Origin of the sequence: Pseudomonas sp. FH4 (assembly GCF_000510915.2) — a bacterium.
GTDB classification, from domain to species: Bacteria; Pseudomonadota; Gammaproteobacteria; order Pseudomonadales; family Pseudomonadaceae; genus Aquipseudomonas; species Aquipseudomonas brenneri.
In genome coordinates, this window is the sequence record NZ_AOHN01000005.1 from 199,414 (window position 1) to 216,834 (window position 17,421).

16 protein-coding genes and 1 riboswitch are annotated in these 17,421 nt (G+C 61.4%); of the genes, 8 read left to right on the forward strand and 8 right to left on the reverse strand.

The features are described from left to right. Window positions 1–3 precede the first annotated feature (3 nt). The 3 genes from H097_RS03945 to pedF are packed head-to-tail and all read right to left on the reverse strand — an operon-like array spanning window position 4 to window position 2,147. A complete protein-coding gene (locus H097_RS03945; protein WP_032857497.1) occupies window positions 4–930 on the reverse strand; it encodes a quinoprotein relay system zinc metallohydrolase 1 in 927 nt (308 codons plus the stop codon). Then, window positions 927–1,682, reverse strand: a complete 756-nt coding sequence (locus H097_RS03950) for a quinoprotein dehydrogenase-associated SoxYZ-like carrier (protein WP_032857499.1) — start codon at window positions 1,680–1,682, stop codon at window positions 927–929. Before H097_RS03950 ends, H097_RS03945 begins: the two co-directional genes overlap by 4 nt. 3 nt (window positions 1,683–1,685) lie before the next feature. Then, window positions 1,686–2,147 carry a cytochrome c-550 PedF gene (pedF, locus tag H097_RS03955; RefSeq protein WP_032857500.1) on the reverse strand — a complete coding sequence of 154 codons (462 nt, stop codon included), beginning with the start codon at window positions 2,145–2,147 and terminating at the stop codon, window positions 1,686–1,688. Window positions 2,148–2,401: 254 nt separating this feature from the next. Between pedF and exaA the strand changes: the two genes are divergently transcribed. Further along, window positions 2,402–4,306 (forward strand): quinoprotein ethanol dehydrogenase, encoded by a 1,905-nt coding sequence (gene exaA / locus H097_RS03960; protein ID WP_082445518.1) that lies wholly within the window; start codon window positions 2,402–2,404, stop codon window positions 4,304–4,306. A gap of 59 nt (window positions 4,307–4,365) precedes the next feature. After that, window positions 4,366–5,013, forward strand: a complete 648-nt coding sequence (locus H097_RS03965; protein WP_032857503.1) for a pentapeptide repeat-containing protein — start codon at window positions 4,366–4,368, stop codon at window positions 5,011–5,013. A 20-nt stretch (window positions 5,014–5,033) separates the two neighbouring features. Here H097_RS03965 and H097_RS03970 read toward each other — a convergent pair whose 3' ends face one another. Beyond that, complete coding sequence (locus H097_RS03970) at window positions 5,034–5,660, reverse strand: response regulator transcription factor (protein ID WP_032857504.1); 627 nt, start codon at window positions 5,658–5,660, stop codon at window positions 5,034–5,036. 275 nt (window positions 5,661–5,935) lie between these two features. Between H097_RS03970 and H097_RS03975 the strand changes: the two genes are divergently transcribed. Both H097_RS03975 and H097_RS03980 read left to right on the forward strand, forming a co-directional pair. Next, window positions 5,936–6,490: a PQQ-dependent catabolism-associated CXXCW motif protein gene (locus H097_RS03975; RefSeq protein WP_032857506.1), complete on the forward strand. Its 555-nt coding sequence runs from the start codon at window positions 5,936–5,938 to the stop codon at window positions 6,488–6,490. 27 nt (window positions 6,491–6,517) lie between these two features. Then, window positions 6,518–7,183, forward strand: coding sequence for a response regulator transcription factor (locus H097_RS03980; protein ID WP_029296512.1), 666 nt, complete (start codon window positions 6,518–6,520; stop codon window positions 7,181–7,183). 59 nt (window positions 7,184–7,242) lie between these two features. Here the strand turns inward: H097_RS03980 and cobF are convergent, their stop codons facing one another. Together cobF and H097_RS03990 are read right to left on the reverse strand one after the other, a co-directional pair. Next, on the reverse strand, window positions 7,243–8,001 hold the full coding sequence (gene cobF, locus H097_RS03985) for a precorrin-6A synthase (deacetylating) (RefSeq protein WP_032857510.1): 759 nt from the start codon (window positions 7,999–8,001) through the stop codon (window positions 7,243–7,245). 47 nt (window positions 8,002–8,048) lie between these two features. Next, window positions 8,049–8,600: a histidine phosphatase family protein gene (locus tag H097_RS03990; protein ID WP_032857512.1), complete on the reverse strand. Its 552-nt coding sequence runs from the start codon at window positions 8,598–8,600 to the stop codon at window positions 8,049–8,051. A gap of 102 nt (window positions 8,601–8,702) precedes the next feature. After that, a riboswitch (cobalamin riboswitch) is annotated at window positions 8,703–8,908 on the forward strand. A gap of 90 nt (window positions 8,909–8,998) precedes the next feature. On the opposite strand from H097_RS03990, the gene H097_RS03995 reads away from it, so the two are divergent. The 4 genes from H097_RS03995 (at window position 8,999) to dkgB (ending at window position 13,225) form a co-directional block, all read left to right on the forward strand. Continuing rightward, window positions 8,999–10,939: a TonB-dependent receptor gene (locus H097_RS03995; RefSeq protein ID WP_032857513.1), complete on the forward strand. Its 1,941-nt coding sequence runs from the start codon at window positions 8,999–9,001 to the stop codon at window positions 10,937–10,939. Next, entirely contained in the window at window positions 10,939–11,298 is a 360-nt protein-coding gene (locus H097_RS04000; protein WP_032857516.1) for a (2Fe-2S) ferredoxin domain-containing protein, read from the forward strand. The genes H097_RS03995 and H097_RS04000 overlap by 1 nt, the downstream gene beginning before the upstream one ends. After that, window positions 11,295–12,209, forward strand: coding sequence for an ABC transporter substrate-binding protein (locus tag H097_RS04005; RefSeq protein WP_032857517.1), 915 nt, complete (start codon window positions 11,295–11,297; stop codon window positions 12,207–12,209). Before H097_RS04000 ends, H097_RS04005 begins: the two co-directional genes overlap by 4 nt. A 212-nt stretch (window positions 12,210–12,421) precedes the next feature. Then, entirely contained in the window at window positions 12,422–13,225 is an 804-nt protein-coding gene (gene dkgB, locus H097_RS04010) for a 2,5-didehydrogluconate reductase DkgB (protein WP_032857518.1), read from the forward strand. A gap of 1 nt (window position 13,226) precedes the next feature. Here dkgB and H097_RS04015 read toward each other — a convergent pair whose 3' ends face one another. Continuing rightward, window positions 13,227–13,661: a hypothetical protein gene (locus tag H097_RS04015; RefSeq protein ID WP_032857519.1), complete on the reverse strand. Its 435-nt coding sequence runs from the start codon at window positions 13,659–13,661 to the stop codon at window positions 13,227–13,229. Between the two features lie 121 nt (window positions 13,662–13,782). Beyond that, a complete protein-coding gene (locus H097_RS04020; RefSeq protein WP_032857521.1) occupies window positions 13,783–17,421 on the reverse strand; it encodes a transporter substrate-binding domain-containing protein in 3,639 nt (1,212 codons plus the stop codon).

Below are 17,421 nucleotides of genomic sequence, written 5' to 3' on the forward strand. Positions count from 1 at the left end.
TTGTTATTGATCTATCCGTTGCATCTGCCCGCGTTCATAGCGGGGATACAGGTGACTGACACTGCGGATCAGTTCGTAGCGGCCCAGGCTGATGGCCGCGAAACGTTCGGGGATGGGGCTGCGGATCATCTCGCCCATGGCGCTGCCGTTGGCGGCACCGGTGGCCATGAGCTGGTCGAGCCAGCCCAGGTAGTCACGCATTTGGGCGAAGGGTTGGGTGTCGGTTGCCACTGGGCCGTGACCAGGCACGATCACCTTCCAGGGCAGGCCTTGCAGGGTGGCGATATCCGCCAGCCATACCGACAGGCCTGGTGTGTTGGGCGTGGTCAGGGCACGCTGGTAAAACACCAGGTCGCCGGCAAACAGCACACCGGTTGTTTCATCGAGAATCGCCAGATCGGCACCCGTGTGGCCACTCAAGGCCAACAAGCGCAAACGCTGACTGCCGAAGGTCTGCACGCCGGGCGTTACGGTGTGGTTCGGCAGCAGTACTTCGGTGCCACGCATCCAGTCGCCGACCATGCGGTACATATTTTGCGCCATGACGTCGCCCTGCTCGCGCAGCAGCGTAGTGGTGCCTTGCAGGGCGCCGATGGGCACGTCCTTGAACGCTTGATTGCCCAGCACATGGTCGGGATGGTGATGGGTCAACAGGACCTGGATCACCGGCTTTTCAGTGACCGTGGCAATCGCCTGGCGCAATGCCTCGCCGTAGCGCCGGGACGGGCCGGTGTCGATCACCACTACCCCCGCCTGGGTGACGATAAACCCGGTATTGACGATATTGCCGCCGTTGTCCCTGGCGAAATTATCGGTGCTGCCTTCCAGCAGCCAGGTATCGGTGGCGATCTGCCGGGGCTTGAGGGCGTAGTCCAGGTCCGCCAGCGCCGGCAGGCTCAGGCCAAGCAATAGCCACAGGAGCAGTCTCATGGGATCGCCCCTTCGAATTGGCTGCCGCTGGTGTCGCGCAGCAGCAGGCGCACCGGCCCTGGCCCTTGCAGGTCAAACGCCAGGTCGGGGTTCTCGCTGACCGCCGCAAACAACTCCAGGCGTGCCAGCACCCGATCCTGGGCGTCGCGCAGCTCGGCATGGTTGATATAGAACTCGGGAATGCCGCTGACCATGCCATTGTCCATCGGGTGCGCCACTTGCAGGCGCAACCGGCTGAAATCGCTGCGTGGGTAACGACCGCCCAACACCTCGCCCAAATGCTCTTCCCAGCCCGGCTGGCTGCGCACCACGCTGGGCGCCGTGCAGCCACCGCCGGCGGCGTCGATCAGGGTCGAGCCGACATGCCACAGGCCATCCTTGGTCAATACGGCGGCGCGCAGCGGCGTGGCCTGTTCGATACGAATGCGGATCGCCAACCACGGCAACACGCCCTCGCCCGGTTGAAAGTCGACGATTTTCGGCAGTGGATTGAGTTCGGCCCAGGCGATGATTTTCACCACCTCGCCCTTGAAGGCACGGGCGTCGACTTCCAGCGGCACCTGGCGCGCATCTTCGGCAAATGGCGGCGCCAGCAACTTGACCCGTTCATCAAAGATGAACGGGGCATTGTCCAGATACTGCTTGTGGTAGTAGCTCCACATCACCGACGGCACCGGGTCTTTGCCGGGGTCCATCCCGTAGGCGGCCAGTGGCAACCAGCAGGCCAACAGCCAACGTGCGCGCCAGCCCATGGCTTACTCCTCGACGTGCACGCTATCAAGATAGGTGCGCACCGCCCACAAGGCTTCCTGGCTCAGGTAGTCGGCCATCTTCGGCATATACACCCGGCCATCGCGCACGGCGCCGTGGCGCACCCGCTCCACAAACCACTCGTCCCCGGCATCGCCCTCATCAAGCATGCGCAGGTCAGGCGCAATCCCACCGGACTTGGCCTCCAGGCCGTGGCATGCGGCGCAGTTCTGGTTATAGGCCGAGGCGCCGACTTCCACGGCCTTGTCGCGTTGCGGCGACTGGCGATACGGGTTCACCGCCGCCCAACCATCGGCATCCAGTGTCACGCCGGCATCCTTGATCGGCGTCAGTCCCTTGGTTTCCACGGCAGTGGGTGTCACGTTGCCATGAGCCCAGGCGGTGCCTGTGCCGATCACGCCGACCAAGAGGCCAGCCAACAGCAAGGCGTTGCGTTTTGTTGTCATTGTTTTTCCCTCAGGATTGCACGCAAAACCCCTTTGCAGAGGCTATGGCAACCATCTTAGGAACGCCTCGCCAAGGGCCGTATGCTGCTTTGGTGGCCGGGGTCTACTCCCTTGGTAGTAAGGCTTGCGAGGCACTGCTAAATCAGGTGCGGTTCGGGAAATTGTCCCGGCCACACCGGGATATTTTCCGTATCCGTGTGCCCCGTCCACGCAGCAACCTGTGCAGGCCAAAACCTCCACTGGGAACTGCAACCATGACAATAAGATCGCTACCCGCCCTCTCGCCGCTGAGCCTTGCCGTGCAGGCTTTCCTGCTGGTCGGCAGCCTGTCCTTGAGTGCGCTCGGCTTCGCCGCTACCGATCCTTCTGCACACTCATCCAAGAGCATGCGCAACGTCACCTGGGAAGACATTGCCAACGACCACCTGACCACCAAGGATGTGCTGCAATACGGCATGGGCACCAATGCCCAGCGCTGGAGCCCGCTGGCCCAGGTCAACGACAAGAACGTATTCAAGCTGACGCCAGCCTGGTCCTACTCGTTCGGTGACGAGAAGCAGCGCGGCCAGGAATCCCAGGCCATCGTCAGCGACGGCGTGGTCTACGTCACTGGTTCCTACTCCCGGGTCTTCGCCCTCGACGCCAAGACCGGCAAACGCCTGTGGACCTACAACCACCGCCTGCCCGACAACATTCGCCCGTGCTGTGACGTGGTCAACCGCGGTGCGGCGATCTTCGGCGACAAGATCTACTTCGGCACCCTCGATGCGCGCCTGATCGCCCTCGACAAAAACACCGGCAAAGTGGTGTGGAACAAGAAATTCGGCGACCACGCCGCCGGCTACACCATGACCGGCGCCCCGGTGCTGATCAAAGACAAGGTCACCGGCAAGGTCCTGCTGATCCACGGTAGCTCCGGTGATGAGTTCGGCGTGGTCGGCCAACTGTTTGCCCGCGACCCGGACACCGGCGAAGAAGTGTGGATGCGTCCGTTTGTCGAAGGCCACATGGGCCGCCTCAATGGCAAGGACAGCACCACCACCGGCGATGTGAAAGCGCCTTCGTGGCCGGATGATCCGACCACCGAAACCGGCAAGGTCGAGGCCTGGAGCCACGGCGGCGGCGCGCCTTGGCAGAGCGCCAGTTTCGATGCCGAGACCAACACCATCATCGTCGGTGCCGGCAACCCCGGCCCATGGAACACCTGGGCGCGTACCTCCAAGGACGGCAATCCCCACGACTTCGACAGCCTCTACACCTCAGGCCAGGTTGGTGTCGACCCAAGCACCGGCGAAGTGAAATGGTTCTACCAGCACACGCCAAACGATGCCTGGGACTTCTCCGGCAACAACGAGCTGGTGCTGTTCGACTACAAGGACAAGGACGGCAAAGTGGTCAAGGCCACCGGCCACGCCGATCGCAACGGTTTCTTCTACGTAGTGGACCGCAACAACGGCAAGCTGCAGAACGCCTTCCCGTTTGTCGACAACATCACCTGGGCCAGCCATATCGACCTCAAGACTGGCCGCCCCGTGGAAAACGAAGGCCAGCGTCCGGCCAAGCCATTGCCGGGTGAAACCAAGGGCAAGCCGGTGGAAGTCTCGCCGCCGTTCCTCGGTGGCAAGAACTGGAACCCCATGGCGTACAGCCAGGACACAGGCCTGTTCTATATCCCGGGCAACCAGTGGAAAGAGGAATACTGGACCGAGGAGGTCAACTACAAAAAGGGCTCGGCGTACCTGGGCATGGGCTTTCGTATCAAGCGCATGTATGACGACCACGTCGGCACCTTGCGCGCGATGAACCCGACCACCGGCAAGGTGGTGTGGGAGCACAAAGAGGCCCTGCCGCTGTGGGCCGGCGTGCTGGCGACCAAGGGCAACCTGGTGTTCACCGGCACGGGGGATGGTTTCTTCAAGGCCTTCGATGCAAAAACCGGCAAGGAGCTGTGGAAGTTCCAGACCGGCAGCGGCATCGTCTCCCCGCCGGTTACCTGGGAACAGGATGGCGAGCAGTACATCGGCGTGACCGTGGGCTACGGCGGCGCGGTGCCGTTGTGGGGCGGCGACATGGCCGAGCTGACCAAACCGGTGGCACAAGGCGGGTCGTTCTGGGTGTTCAAGATCCCGAGCTGGGATAACAAGACCGCCCAAAAATAATCCATCTGATGGCAAGAGGGGCTGCTTTGGGCAGCCCCTTCCACCTTCGAGGTCGTGTGATGAAATACCTGCCTTTATTGCTACTGCTCGCGTTGCCCCAGGCCTACGCTGACGAGGGTGACGATCAACCGCTGGTTATCAACGGTTGCACCATCGCGCCCCACAGCCAATGCCCCGGCGCCAACCTCAAGGGCGCCAACCTGCGCAACCAGGACTTGAGCAAAATGAACCTGGCCGGGGCTGACCTGCGCGAGGCCGACCTGCGCCACGCCAACATCGACCTGGCCAACCTGGAAAAAGCCCAACTGCAAGGCGCCAACCTGACCCGCGCGAGCCTGCAACAAGCCAACCTGCGCCTGGCAGATTTCAGCGGTGCCACATTGATGGCGGTGCAAGGCTGGGGCATGTTCGCCCAGGGCGCACAGTTCGAAAACGCCAACCTCAGCGGCGCTTACCTGCAATTTGCGCGGTTGTCTGGGGCCAAGCTGCACAAGGCCAACCTGCGTGCGGCGGACCTGGAAATGACCTGGTTGAGCAAGGCCGACCTGCAAGGGGCGGACCTGAGCGATGCCAACCTGCAAGAAGCCAAGTTCGGTGAAAGCAACCTGGAACGGGCCACCCTCAGCGGCACCCGCCAGCACTATGCCAATTTCCAGGATGCGAATATGGAAGGCTGCAAGGACTGCCCCACCACTTGGGATCGCTGACCGCCAGTGGGCGGTGTGGATCATCCCGCCGCCCGCACCACTCCCAGGTCAATCCCTACATGTACCAATTCGGCATGGGACGTAACCTGCAATTTGCTCTTGAGCAACGTCAGGTAATTGGACACGGTCTTGCTGCTGATACTCAGTTGATCGGCGATCGAACGGGTGGGCGTGCCCTTGGCCAGCATCAGGAAAATCTCCAGCTCACGGGCCGTCATGCCCTGCAACCGATGATCACTCGGATGAAAGGCCAACTCCGTGGCCAGGACCTGCTCGATATAGGTATGGCCGTCGAGGAGGCGCTGCACGGCTTCATTCATCACCGCAGGCGTTGCGCCCTTGGTGATATAGCCCGATGCACCGGCCTCCAGGGCCTGGCGCACCAGGGGCAACTCATCGTGCTGGCTGAAAAACAACACGCGCAATTGCGGCAGGCGCTGGCGCAGGCGGCGGGTGGTTTCCAGGCCGCTGATGCCTGGCAGGCCGACACCTGTGATCACCAGGTTCGGCACTGCTTCCTGCACCCGCAGCAGTGCATCTTCACCACTGCCCGCTTCGCGCACTTCGACGCCCGGCAACTGCGCCCGCAACAGGCTGGCGTAGCCGAGCCGCACCACCGCATGTTTGTCCACCAGTAGGATATTCATGGTGCATGCACTTGCATCATCGTAGTGGGCGACGGTCGCGGGCCGTGGAGCTTGTCGACCCCGATCAGGCTGAGGATCAGCAAAAACGGCAAGAGCAGCGCCTTGAGGATTCGCATGATCGTACAACTCCTGGGGATGACCGTTGCGTTCATGCTAGAGCCCTCAAGCAACAGGCGATTTACTACTTTGGTACTGGTTTTGCTGTCTATCGTCGCATTCCCAAGGCAGCGCGACTGGCATGTAATGGGCGCATAACTATAAGGATCGAACCTGCCATGCTGCCCGCCCGACTGACTCTGGTTGCCGTGCTGTCGCTGACTCCGCTGCTGGCGGCTGCCCAACCGCCAACCGCGCTGTTTTCCCGCGACGGCTACCGCATCAACCTCTACCGCAGCCCCACCCCAGAACACTTGCCGGGCGCGACCATCGTCGATACCCAGGCCTTGCAAACCCTACTGACACAACAGCCGCGCCCGGTGCTGATCGACGTCTACCGCCGGCAATGGCTGCACGGCCAGTTCATCGAAGACCAGCCCCATGCCAACCTGCCCGGCAGCCACTGGCTGGCCAATACGGGCGATGGTGAGCTGACGCCCGAGTGGCAAAGCTACTTTGCCCGCCACCTGTATGCCTACAGTGGCGGTAACCTGGCGCAACCGTTGGTGTTCTACTGCCGCTCCGATTGCTGGCTGAGTTGGAACGCGGTAAAACGGGCCAATGCCTTGGGTTATACCGCTGTGTATTGGTATCGCGAGGGCCTGGACGCGTGGGAGGCAGCCAAGCTGCCAGTCGCCGCAGCACACCCTGAGCCCTTTGAACTTGCCCACTGAACAATCACAATAAAAAGGTGAACGGCCATGTACAAAATTCTGATTGCCGACGATCACCCGCTGTTTCGCGAAGCGATCCATAACGTCATCAGCGATGGCTTTGCCGGTAGCGAAGTGATGGAAACCGCCGACCTGGACAGCGCCCTGGCCCTGACCCAGGAGCACGACGACCTCGACCTGATCCTGCTGGACCTGAACATGCCCGGCATGCACGGCCTCAATGGCCTGATCAACCTGCGCAACGAAGCGCCGACCATTCCAGTGGTGATTGTCTCGGCCGAGCAGGACAAGCAAATCGTGCTGCAAGCCATTACCTATGGCGCGGTCGGTTTCATCACCAAATCCTCGCCACGGGCGCAGATGACCGAGGCGATCCAGCAGATTCTCAATGGCAACGTCTACCTGCCGCCAGACATCATCCGCACCCAGAAAAACCCCGGCCAGCGGCGCATGCACGACAATCCGGCCTTCGCCCCGGAACTGCTCCAGGCCCTGACACGCAAGCAATTACTGGTACTGGAGCGAATGACCAAGGGCGAGTCGAACAAGCAGATTGCCTACACCCTGGAGATTGCCGAGACGACGGTGAAGGCCCATGTGTCGGCGATCCTGCGCAAACTGAATGTGCACAACCGGGTACAGGCGATTCTCAGCGCCGGGGATATCGATTTTGGCTCCTACCTGCGGCGCTGATTCCCCTGAGCAATGAGCTCAATGTGGGAGCGGGCTTGATGACCGCGCTCCTACAGCAATCAGGGCTTGCGTAGCAAGTAAGTGTCCATGATCCAGCCATTGGCCTGGCGCGCTGTCTTGCGCACGCGTTCGATTTCCTCGGCCACCTCAGCCACCTTGCCGCTGATCAGGATTTCATCCGGCGTGCCCAGGTACGCACCCCAATAGATTTCCAGGTCCTGATCCGCGACGCTGCGGTAAGAGTCCTCGGCATCCAGCATCACCACCAGCGTATCGGCATCACCGACCTGCCCCGCCGCGAGCCGACGCCCGGTGGTGATCTCGATGGAACGGCCGATGCGGTTCAGTGGCACCTTGTGCTGGGCCGCCAAGGCCTGGACGCTGGTGATCCCGGGGATGACCTCGAACTCAAACACACTGCTGCCACTGGCCAGGATCGCCTGCAGGATGCGGATGGTACTGTCGTACAACGCCGGATCGCCCCAGGCCAGAAAGGCCCCTACTTCGCCGTCGGCCATTTGTTCGTTGATCATCCGCTCAAATGTCTGTTGCTTGTCGCGGTTCAGATCCTGCACGGCCGTGGTGTAGTCGATCTCGCCACGCACACGCTCGGGGCAGTCGGCCTCGACAAAGCGGTAGGCATGCCCGGCGTCGATATAGGTCTGGCAGATCTCCCGACGCAGGTCGATCAACTTGTCCTTGCTCTGCCCCTTGTCCATCAGGAAAAACACATCGGTGCGGTTCAGCGCCTTCACCGCCTGCATGGTGATGTAGTCGGGGTTGCCGGCGCCAATGCCGATGATCAGGATCTTTTTCATGAAGGTGTTCTCAGTGCGGGGCCGGGATTTTGCCATGTTCGTGCCACTCAGGTCTCGCGCGTTTCCAGGCGCAGGCGCCAGACGTTGTTGAAACGCAGCTCGGTGGACGACAGCGGCTCCACGTCGATCAGGTAAAACATGGCGACGGGTGATTGCATTGCATGCAGCAAAGCCGCACGAATCACCGCCGGATGCGTCACCGCCAGCACATGGCCGGGCTGCTCTGCGAGGTTTTGCATCCACTGGCTGACGCGCTCGCACAACTGCACCACTGACTCACCACGATGAGGCGCACTGGCGCTGTCGGTGAGCCAGGTCATCAGTTCGTCGCGGTCGATGTCATTGATGTCCAGACCGCGCCAATGACCTACATCCATGTCGCGCAACCCGTCATCAATCGTTGCGTGCTTGCCGAACAGCGTCGCCGTTTGCCGGGCCCTGGTCTCAGGCCCGCATAACAGGCGTGGCGTTTTTTTAAAGCGCGCGGCCAGCCTCAAGGGCGACGGAGGCGTTTCCAGGGCTTCATCAAGGGCAAAATGCCCAAGCTTTTGCGCACGGGTCATACCATGGCAAATCAGCGTCAATCGGGTGCTCTGCATGAAAATGCGGCTCTGGTGATCAAGCGAAGAAAATATATTACAACGATCTGGCCTCACGGGACCGAACACTAGAGAAGTTGACCAACAGTCGCGGGAATGTTCAGATGCCGTCCTGTTTCAGGTGCCTCATGCCGCCGCGCATGGGGTGAAACGGGAAACCGGTACGCTCGATCGAGCAAGTCCGGTGCTGCCCCCGCAACGGTATACGCGTGAGCTCTTCGACACACCACTGTGGCCAGAACGCCATGGGAAGGTGAAGAGTTCGATACGCGTGAGCCCGGAGACCGGCCTGGAATTTCTGTTTGGCAAAATCCTGCGGTGGGCGGGCATGGGCCGGTATTGGCGTGTGCTCGATGCCTTCTCCTGCGTGCTTCTGCGAAGATACTTTCGGGAAGACTATGATTTTTCAACGTTGCGTCACAGCGGGTCCTAGCCTGCTGCTGGGTTGCCTGTTCAGCCCCCTGCTACTCGCCGACAACCGTGCCCTGGAACTCAAGCCGCAGACCGTTTCCGCGCCGTCGGTGGAATCCACCACCGTGGCCGACATGGCCCAGTACGGCAGCAAGGTCGAGATTGTCACCCGCAAGCAGATCGAACGCGCCGGCCCCAGCGCGGATATCACGCGGGCGATGCAGATGTTCATCCCCGGTTTCTACGTCGCCCCGAAAAACGGCCCGTTCGACTACGGCACCTACTCCCTGCTGGGCGGGCGCAATGACGACACCCTGATCCTGCTTGACGGCGTACGCCTGAACAACCGCCTGTACGGAGGCCTGTACCTGGATACCTTGCCGGCCAACGCCGTGGAGCGCATCGAAGTGCTCAAGGGTGGCCAGAGCCTGTTGTTCGGCACCCAGGCCGTGGCGGGGGTCATCAACATCGTCACACGCAGCCCGCAAACCCGTGACGTATCCGGCGAGACCAACCTGGGCGTCGATACCTTTGGCGGCACCACCGGCGATGCCCGGGCCGAGCGGATTTTCAGCAATGGCCTGGGCGACCTGGGCCTGCTGGCCTACGTCAGCCATAACGTGTCCGAGGGCTACCAGCCGTTTCGCAACCGCGACATGAGCAACGTCACCGACAAGAAACGTTCCTACGAAGTCACCACCCTCGGCGCCAAGGCCATCCAGTCCTTGGGCGATGACTCGCGCCTGGAGCTGTTTTACCAGTACACCGACGCCAACCTGGACTTCGCCGGCGCCACCAACAACCGCAAGACCACCAACGACCGCGTGCAGCAGATTGCCACGGCGACCTTCGAACAACGCCTCAACGAGCGGTTGAGCTACTTCGTCAAGGGCCATATCAACGATTGGGACACCCGCTACTCACGGGTCAACAACACCGCCGACGGCGGCACCCTGGTGCGCAATCACGATGACTACTGGGGCTTCACTGACTGGGGCGTGCAGGCCGAAGGCAAAGCCGAGCTTGAGGGCGGCCATGTGCTGGTGTTCGGCTCTGACAACCAGTGGTTCAAGGGCCAGGACGACGTGATGGTCATCGACAACAACAAGGCCGAGGCCCACGCCTTGTACACCCAGTTGCGCCCGCAGATAGACGCCCTGCCCGACTGGCACCCGAGCATTGGCGTGCGCCACGAAGCCATGAGCGGCGGTGACAGTGCCACCGTTGGCATGCTCACCTCGCTCTATGACCTCAATGCCAACTGGGCCTTGCGCGGCCAGTACGGCACGGCGTACAAGCTGCCGAACGCCGAGCAACTGTTCGTCAACGAGCCCGGCGACGAGATCGGCAACCGTAACCTCAAGCCGGAAAAAAGCCGCAACGCCGAGCTGGGCCTGGACTACAAGGGCCTGCTGGCCGATCGCGACTTCAGCGCCAGCGTGACCCTGTTCAAGCGCAAGATCACCCACCTGATCACCGTCGACGATGCCCAGTGGGTCAACGGCCAGGGGCAGATCCAGATGCGCGGTTTCGAGGTCGACGCCAAGCTGGCGCTCAACGAGCAATGGAACCTGCAAGCGGACATGACCCGCAACCTCACCGAGTCCCGTGCCGGCGTGACCATCAATGATGTGCCGAGCTTCTTCGCCCGTTCACGTGTGGGCTTTGAGTCGCAGAATCGCCTATGGGGCGCCGGCGCGGCTATCCGCTACATCCACGATGTGATCAGTTCGAAAAAAGTCGAGTACGGCCACTACTCGGTGGTGGATGCCGATGCCTACCGCTACCTCGACAACGCCCATCAACACCGGGTGAGCCTGCTGGTGGAAAACCTGTTCGACCGTGACTACGTCACCAGTCGCTCCAGTAACGTCGACAACCTGGGCCGACCGTTCACTTCTGAGGTGCGTTATACGTATCGCTTCTGATGACTGAGATCACGCAAATCGACGGGGTGGACACGCACCCCGACTGGTCCCGTATCCCCGATCATGCCCGCCATGTGCTGCTGTGTACCGGCCCGCGCTGCACCCAGCGCGGCGCCTTGCAGTTGTGGAAGACCTTGCGCCGGCGCCTGTTGGAACACCAGCGCATTGAAGTACCCGGCGGTGTACTGCTCACACGTACCCATTGCCAGTTCCCCTGCAACCTGGGGCCAGTGCTCACGGTCTACCCGGAGCGCTGCTGGTATGGGGTGCACAGCAAGGCCGATGCCGTGCGCCTGGTGGATGTACACCTGGTCGGCGGCGAAGTGCTTGAAGAATTGCTGATCCGGGAGCGCCCATGAAACGCCTGGGAGGATTTGCCATCGCCCTGTTGTGGAGTGCATCGGCCCTGGCTGACGGCTACCGCAATTGCCAGCAGGATTGGCGCCTGCCCCACGCGCCGCCGTCGCGGATTGTCGCCCTCAACCAACACGCCGCCGACATGCTGCTGGCCCTGGGCGCCGGCCCGACACTGGTGGGCGTGGCGTACCTGGATGACAACGGTGCCGCGCATCAGTTGGGTCAGTATTTGGGTGTGCCGGTGATTGCGCCGCGCTACCCGGCCAGCGAGGTGCTGTATGGGCAACGGCCGGATCTGGTGGTGGGAGGATTTGCCACGGCCTTTGGCAACGGCATCACCTCGCGTACCGGGCTGGCCGGCAACGGGGTGGGCTCCTATCTACTGGAGTCGGCCTGTGCCGGGCATTCCCTGGACTTCTTCGGCCACATTCGCAATGACCTGCTGACGTTGGGCAACCTGCTGCATAAACCGCAGCGGGCCCGCGACCTGATTGACGCGCTGGACGCCGACCTCGCCCGCGCTCAGGCACTCGCCAGGCCGGAAAAACCCTTGTCGGTGTTTTACCTCGACAGTGAAGTCAACGGCCTCGACAGCGAAGGAGGACAAGGCTTTGTCACCGCCCTGCTGGCCGCCGCCGGGGCACGTAACCTGTTTGCCGGGGTCAATCAATACCGGGTCACGGTCAGCAGTGAAACCCTGCTGATAAGCGACCCGGACGTGATCCTGCTGGCCGATGCCGTGTGGTCCCCGGCCAGCCGCAAACGCCAGTTGCTGACCCGTGACCCGGTGCTGTCGCGCCTGCGAGCGGTGCGGGAAAACCGCATGATCGATATCCCGTTTACGCACCTGGTGCCCAACGTCGGCAGTGCCCAGGTGGTGCTGGACCTGGCGCGCGAACTCAACGCCCTGTAGGGGCGGGCTTGCTCGCGAAAAACTTACAGGCGCCGCATTCATTCAGTAAGCACGCGTTATCGTTGACGTTCTTCGCGGGCAAGCCCGCTCCTACAGGAGGTCAGGCCATTCATGACTTCTGGTCAAGAGTCATTTGAAGACTCTTGGGTGTTTCTCCTGGTGTTCCCGGCCGATACTCAAGGCCATTGTCCACGCCATAACTGGAGTCACTTATGTCTATTCCCGCATTCGGCCTTGGCACTTTCCGCCTGCAAGGCCAGGTGGTCATCGATTCCGTCAGCACCGGCCTCGACCTCGGCTACCGGGTCATCGATACCGCGCAGATCTACGAGAACGAAGCGGATGTCGGCCAAGCCATCGCCGACAGCGGCATCCCCCGCGACGAGCTGTTCATCACCAGCAAGATCTGGATCGCCAATTTTGCCCAAGGCCAGTTGATCCCCAGCCTCAGGGAAAGCCTGCGCAAGCTCAAGACCGACTACCTGGACCTGACCCTGATTCACTGGCCCTCCCCGGAAAACCAGGTGCCCGTCGCCGAGTTCATGGGGCAGTTGCTCGAAGCCAAGCACCTGGGCCTGACCCGCCAGATCGGCATCTCCAACTTCACCGTCGCACTGATGAAAGAGGCCATCGCCGCCGTCGGTGCCGAGCACATCGCCACCCACCAGATCGAGCTGCACCCGTACCTGCAAAACCGTACTGTGGTGGATTTCGCCACGCGCCACGGTATCCACATTACGTCCTATATGACCCTGGCCTACGGTGAAGTGCTGAAAGACCCGGTGATCCAGGCGATTGCCGAACGCAACCACGCCACACCGGCACAGGTGGCCCTGGCCTGGGCGATGCAGTTGGGGTATGCGGTGATTCCGTCCTCGACCCAGCGCGCCAACCTGCAAAGCAACCTCAAGGCCGTGCAACTGACCTTGAGCGAAGCCGATATGGCGCAGATCGAAGGCCTGGAGCGTGGTCATCGCCTGACCAGCCCCAAGGGCATTGCGCCGCAGTGGGACTGAGCTAAACCGCCGGGCTGCGCGCCAGCTCCCGCAGCCAGGGCAAGACCCGCAAGCCGCTGGCCGGTGACGGCGGGTCGATGATGTCCATGAAGTGCTCCAGGGTGACGCTGTCTGGCGACCCCGGCAAGCGCACCAGGACCAGAGGCGCAGGGGATACTGGCGCGCCCAGGTCCTGGTCGTCATATACCAGCACATGTCGCACCTGCGGATGTTGTTTCTGGAACGCCAGCGCTCCCCCCGTGCTGGCGAACAGGCCGGAATGGATAATCAACACGTCGAATGGCTCGGCGGGAATAGCGGTCAGGATCAGCACTTCATCGAAGGTCTGCACCGGGACGATCCGATAGTAGCCCAACTGATTGAGCATTTTTTCGATATGCAACCTTTGCAGGTGCTGTTCATCGGCAATCAGGATGGTCAGTGCTTTGGTTGGCATGGCAAGTCCCTGAGCAGGCAGCTTTCGTAGAAAGCAGGAGGGGCCTACTTTTCCAGACATAATTGGACGAAAAAATCAGCGGAGTTCCCCTGACGTGTAGGAGTTCTCCCAAATCCTACCGTTATGCATGATCGCAGTAGTCCGTCAGGGCCTGATGCAACTGATCAATCGCTTGCTGCACACCTGTTACCGCAGAGTCCAACGCTTCAGGGTCGCGCTGTTCACAGGCAGCTTCCAGCGCTTCGCAGTGACTCACCAATGCCTGGGCCTCGACCAGCCGCGCCCCACCCTTGGTGCGATGGGCCAGGTCGTGCAACTGGGCGTAGTCGTGCTGTGCCAGCAAGGACAGCAGTTGCGTACGGTCTGCGGCGAGGCTGTCGAGCAGTTGCGCCAACAACTCCTTGATGGCCTCCACATCGGAGCCGGTCAATTTCAACAGGCGGCTCAAGTCCACCTCCGGCACCGTGCCTACCTCCTCTGCAGCCTTGACCGAAGGCATGGCGGTCCGTGGCGCCAGCGCAGCATGCAAGTCCTCCAGCCCTGTGGGCTTGAACAGGCATCCGTCCATTCCCGCCGCCAGGCAACGCTCGGTTTCCTCCGGCTGGGCATTGGCGGTAAACCCCAGCAACAGGCATGGCGCCAAGCCACGGGCACGCTCATCGGCACGGATTTCCCGGGCCAGGTCATAGCCATTTTTCAGTGGCATATTGCAGTCGGTGATCACCCCGTCGAAGCGCTCGGCCCGCCAGCATTCCAGGCCCTGCACGCCATCGTTGGCGGTGGTGATCCGGTGCCCCAGGAAACTCAGTTGGCGGGTCAGCAATTGGCGGTTGGCGGGATAGTCGTCCACTATCAGGATATTCAACACATGGGCTGGCGGTGCCTCCAGGGCAACTGGCTCGGGAGGTGCGCCGGCCGAGGCCGCCACAGCCAGGGGCAGTGTGACCTCCACCCGCGTGCCCTGCCCCAGCACGCTGCTCAATTTCAGCTGGCCACCCATCATTTCGCACAGGCTGCGGCTGATCACCAGCCCAAGTCCCGAGCCACTGCGCGCCGACTGGTCAGTGTTGCGCCCTTGAATAAAGGGGTTGAACAGACGCATCTGGTCCTCGACGCTGATGCCCACCCCACTGTCCTCTATCACCAGCCGCAGGCTCAGGTAGCCATTGGCAACGGCGGGGGATCCACTGGCACTCAAGCGCACATGGCCCTGGGCCGTAAACTTGATGGCATTGCTCAGCAGGTTTGAAACCACCTGTTTGAAACGCAGTGGATCGATCAACACATAGCGATCGACCAACGGGTCCAGCTCCACCTGCAAGGCCAGGCCCTTGGTACGTGCCAGCCCTTCGAAGATGCGCGCTACCGAGGCCAGCAGCTCGCGCAGGTTCGAAGGCTCCAGGGTCAGGGACAAGTGGCCGGACTCGATCCGGGCGATGTCGAGAATATCGCCGATCAACTCCAGCATGCCACGTGAAGCGTCGGAGGCCACCGCCAGGGCGTCATGGTCGATACGCCCCTGTTCGGCATTTTTCAGCGCCAGTTCAATCATGCCGATCACTGCATTCATCGGCGTGCGGATCTCATGGCTCATGGTTGCCAGGAAGGTAGTCTTGGCACGGTTGGCCGCGTCCGCCCCCTCCTTGGCCTCCTGCAATTGCCCCAGCAAGCGCTGGCGTTCGCTGACATCTACCCAGCCGGCAATCATGCCCACGACCTTTTCGTTCCCATCGCGGTACGGCAGCATCCAGTGGTAAATCGTCAGGGTCGCGCGCCCTGGCACCTTGAGCACACGATCATGAATCTGTGGTTCTCCGCGCTCCATCAGACGCAAGTAGTCTTCATGGTAGGACTGGGCCTGGGGCTGATTGCCTATGTCGGTCTCGACCACGGTCTTGCCAATCACGTCTTCAAGCCGAAAGCCAAACACATTGAGATAGGCACTGTTGCACGCCATCAACCGGCCCAGGCGATCACGCACATAGATCGGGTGCGGAGTGCCGTCGATCAACACGCTCATAAAGCGCATCTGGTCGCTCAGGGCGCGCTCGGCTTGTGCACGTTTGCGCATCAGGCTACGCAGGTAGATGGCCCAGCCCAGGGTGATCAGCAACAGCACCGCGGCCAGCGAGAACCCCTGGATAATCGTGTTGCGGTGGCGTAGCCAATAGCTGTCCTCGACCACCAACTCTCTACGCCAGCGATTGGTCAGCTCATCCATTTCCTGGGGGGTGATGCTCAAAAGCGCCTTGTCCAGGATCGAGTACAACTCCAATTGGCCGCGACCAACGCCAAAGGATATTCGCGCCGGCTGTGAGCCGACCGTACTGGTAATGCGCAGACGGTCACGGTACTGATGGGCGATCATATAGCGCGCAATAATCAGTGCGCTGACCGAGGCATCTGCCCCCTCGTTGGCGACCAACGCCATGGCCTGCGCAGAGCTTTCGACGTCTACCAGCACGATCGCGGGGTAATCCCGGCTGATGATTTCCCGCTGCACGCTGCGGCTGATGACCGCCAGGCGCTTGCCCGCCATATCATCGAGGATGACCGGGTTGCTTTCATCATCGCGCGTAACCAACACGAACGGGTTGCTCAGGTACGGCCGGGTAAAGCGGATCGTTTCCTCCCTGGCCATGCTTGCCGTGATGAACGCGATCATGTCCGCGCGCCCCTCGCTGACCTGCTCGATTTGCCGAGGCAGTGAACTACCACGCACCACATCGAACTTCAACCCCGTACGCAAGCTGACCTGAGCCAGTATCTCGGCACTCAAGCCCTGCAATTGCCCTCGATCGTTGAAGAATGACAATGGCATGAATTTGTCCAGCGCCGTCACCTTGACCCGCGGATGTTTGTCCAGCCAACGCTGCTCACTGGCGCTCAGGCGCAGACGCTCACGACCAACGACCCCCAGGTTGCCGGCGCTCCAACGCCGCAGGATCTCCATTTGCTCATTGACCGGGATCACAGCCAGCCCAGCGTTGATGATGCGCAGTAACCGGGTATTTTTCCCGGTAACGGCGAACGCAAAAGGGTTGACCTCCAGGCTGGAAAAATCAGCCATGCGCACGTTATTGAGGTGGTTTTTGTTGATCAGATAGTTGGTACTGATCGCATCGCCAAGATAAACATCCGCCTGCCCAAAGGCTACGGCGCCAATCGCCTCAATCGTCGACGAATAAAGCTGCAATGAGGCGTCGGAGTAATAAGCCGCGACTATCTCGGGCTGCATATAGTGATAGAGCATGGCCAGGCGCTTGCCCTCAAGCTCCGCACTCAATGCCTGGCTGTCATCGACACGCGTCACCAGGGTCGGCTGGTCGTTGGCATACGAGCGCGAAAGCCTTAGCTCCCGGTCCGCCGCCTCGTAGCCATTGGCCGTACCCAGGAAGTCCACGTCCCCGCGCTTGAGGGCCGCGATGACTTCGTCCCGATGCTCGTAGCGCTGCACCTGGATCGTGACGTTCAACACCTGAGCGATCAACGCTGCATAATCGGCGGTGATCCCTTCTAGATCGTCGTTGTTGTTCGTCAGGTCGAAGGGGGCATAATCGGGGGCGGAAACGCCCATTATCAGCGTGCGGCGCTCGCGTAGCCAGCGCCAGTCCGCTTCATTGAGGTGCACCTGCGCAGCATCAAGGCTTGAATGCCCCAGCAAATGCAAGGGTTGTGGCTCTCCCAGAGCCACGTTGACGGTGAGTGACAGGCCCGCGAGCCAGAAGGCTGCGAGCCACTTGCCCAGAACTGTCGACAT

What these genes read in the sequence shown, in the direction of transcription:
- H097_RS03945 (WP_032857497.1), bottom strand. Translation starts at nt 930, where the DNA reads ATGAGACTGCTCCTGTGGCTATTGCTTGGCCTGAGCCTGCCGGCGCTG.
- H097_RS03950 (WP_032857499.1), bottom strand. Translation starts at nt 1,682, where the DNA reads ATGGGCTGGCGCGCACGTTGGCTGTTGGCCTGCTGGTTGCCACTGGCC.
- pedF (WP_032857500.1), bottom strand. Translation starts at nt 2,147, where the DNA reads ATGACAACAAAACGCAACGCCTTGCTGTTGGCTGGCCTCTTGGTCGGC.
- exaA (WP_082445518.1), top strand. Translation starts at nt 2,402, where the DNA reads ATGACAATAAGATCGCTACCCGCCCTCTCGCCGCTGAGCCTTGCCGTG.
- H097_RS03965 (WP_032857503.1), top strand. Translation starts at nt 4,366, where the DNA reads ATGAAATACCTGCCTTTATTGCTACTGCTCGCGTTGCCCCAGGCCTAC.
- H097_RS03970 (WP_032857504.1), bottom strand. Translation starts at nt 5,660, where the DNA reads ATGAATATCCTACTGGTGGACAAACATGCGGTGGTGCGGCTCGGCTAC.
- H097_RS03975 (WP_032857506.1), top strand. Translation starts at nt 5,936, where the DNA reads ATGCTGCCCGCCCGACTGACTCTGGTTGCCGTGCTGTCGCTGACTCCG.
- H097_RS03980 (WP_029296512.1), top strand. Translation starts at nt 6,518, where the DNA reads ATGTACAAAATTCTGATTGCCGACGATCACCCGCTGTTTCGCGAAGCG.
- cobF (WP_032857510.1), bottom strand. Translation starts at nt 8,001, where the DNA reads ATGAAAAAGATCCTGATCATCGGCATTGGCGCCGGCAACCCCGACTAC.
- H097_RS03990 (WP_032857512.1), bottom strand. Translation starts at nt 8,600, where the DNA reads ATGCAGAGCACCCGATTGACGCTGATTTGCCATGGTATGACCCGTGCG.
- H097_RS03995 (WP_032857513.1), top strand. Translation starts at nt 8,999, where the DNA reads ATGATTTTTCAACGTTGCGTCACAGCGGGTCCTAGCCTGCTGCTGGGT.
- H097_RS04000 (WP_032857516.1), top strand. Translation starts at nt 10,939, where the DNA reads ATGACTGAGATCACGCAAATCGACGGGGTGGACACGCACCCCGACTGG.
- H097_RS04005 (WP_032857517.1), top strand. Translation starts at nt 11,295, where the DNA reads ATGAAACGCCTGGGAGGATTTGCCATCGCCCTGTTGTGGAGTGCATCG.
- dkgB (WP_032857518.1), top strand. Translation starts at nt 12,422, where the DNA reads ATGTCTATTCCCGCATTCGGCCTTGGCACTTTCCGCCTGCAAGGCCAG.
- H097_RS04015 (WP_032857519.1), bottom strand. Translation starts at nt 13,661, where the DNA reads ATGCCAACCAAAGCACTGACCATCCTGATTGCCGATGAACAGCACCTG.
- H097_RS04020 (WP_032857521.1), bottom strand. Translation starts at nt 17,421, where the DNA reads ATGTCGACAGTTCTGGGCAAGTGGCTCGCAGCCTTCTGGCTCGCGGGC.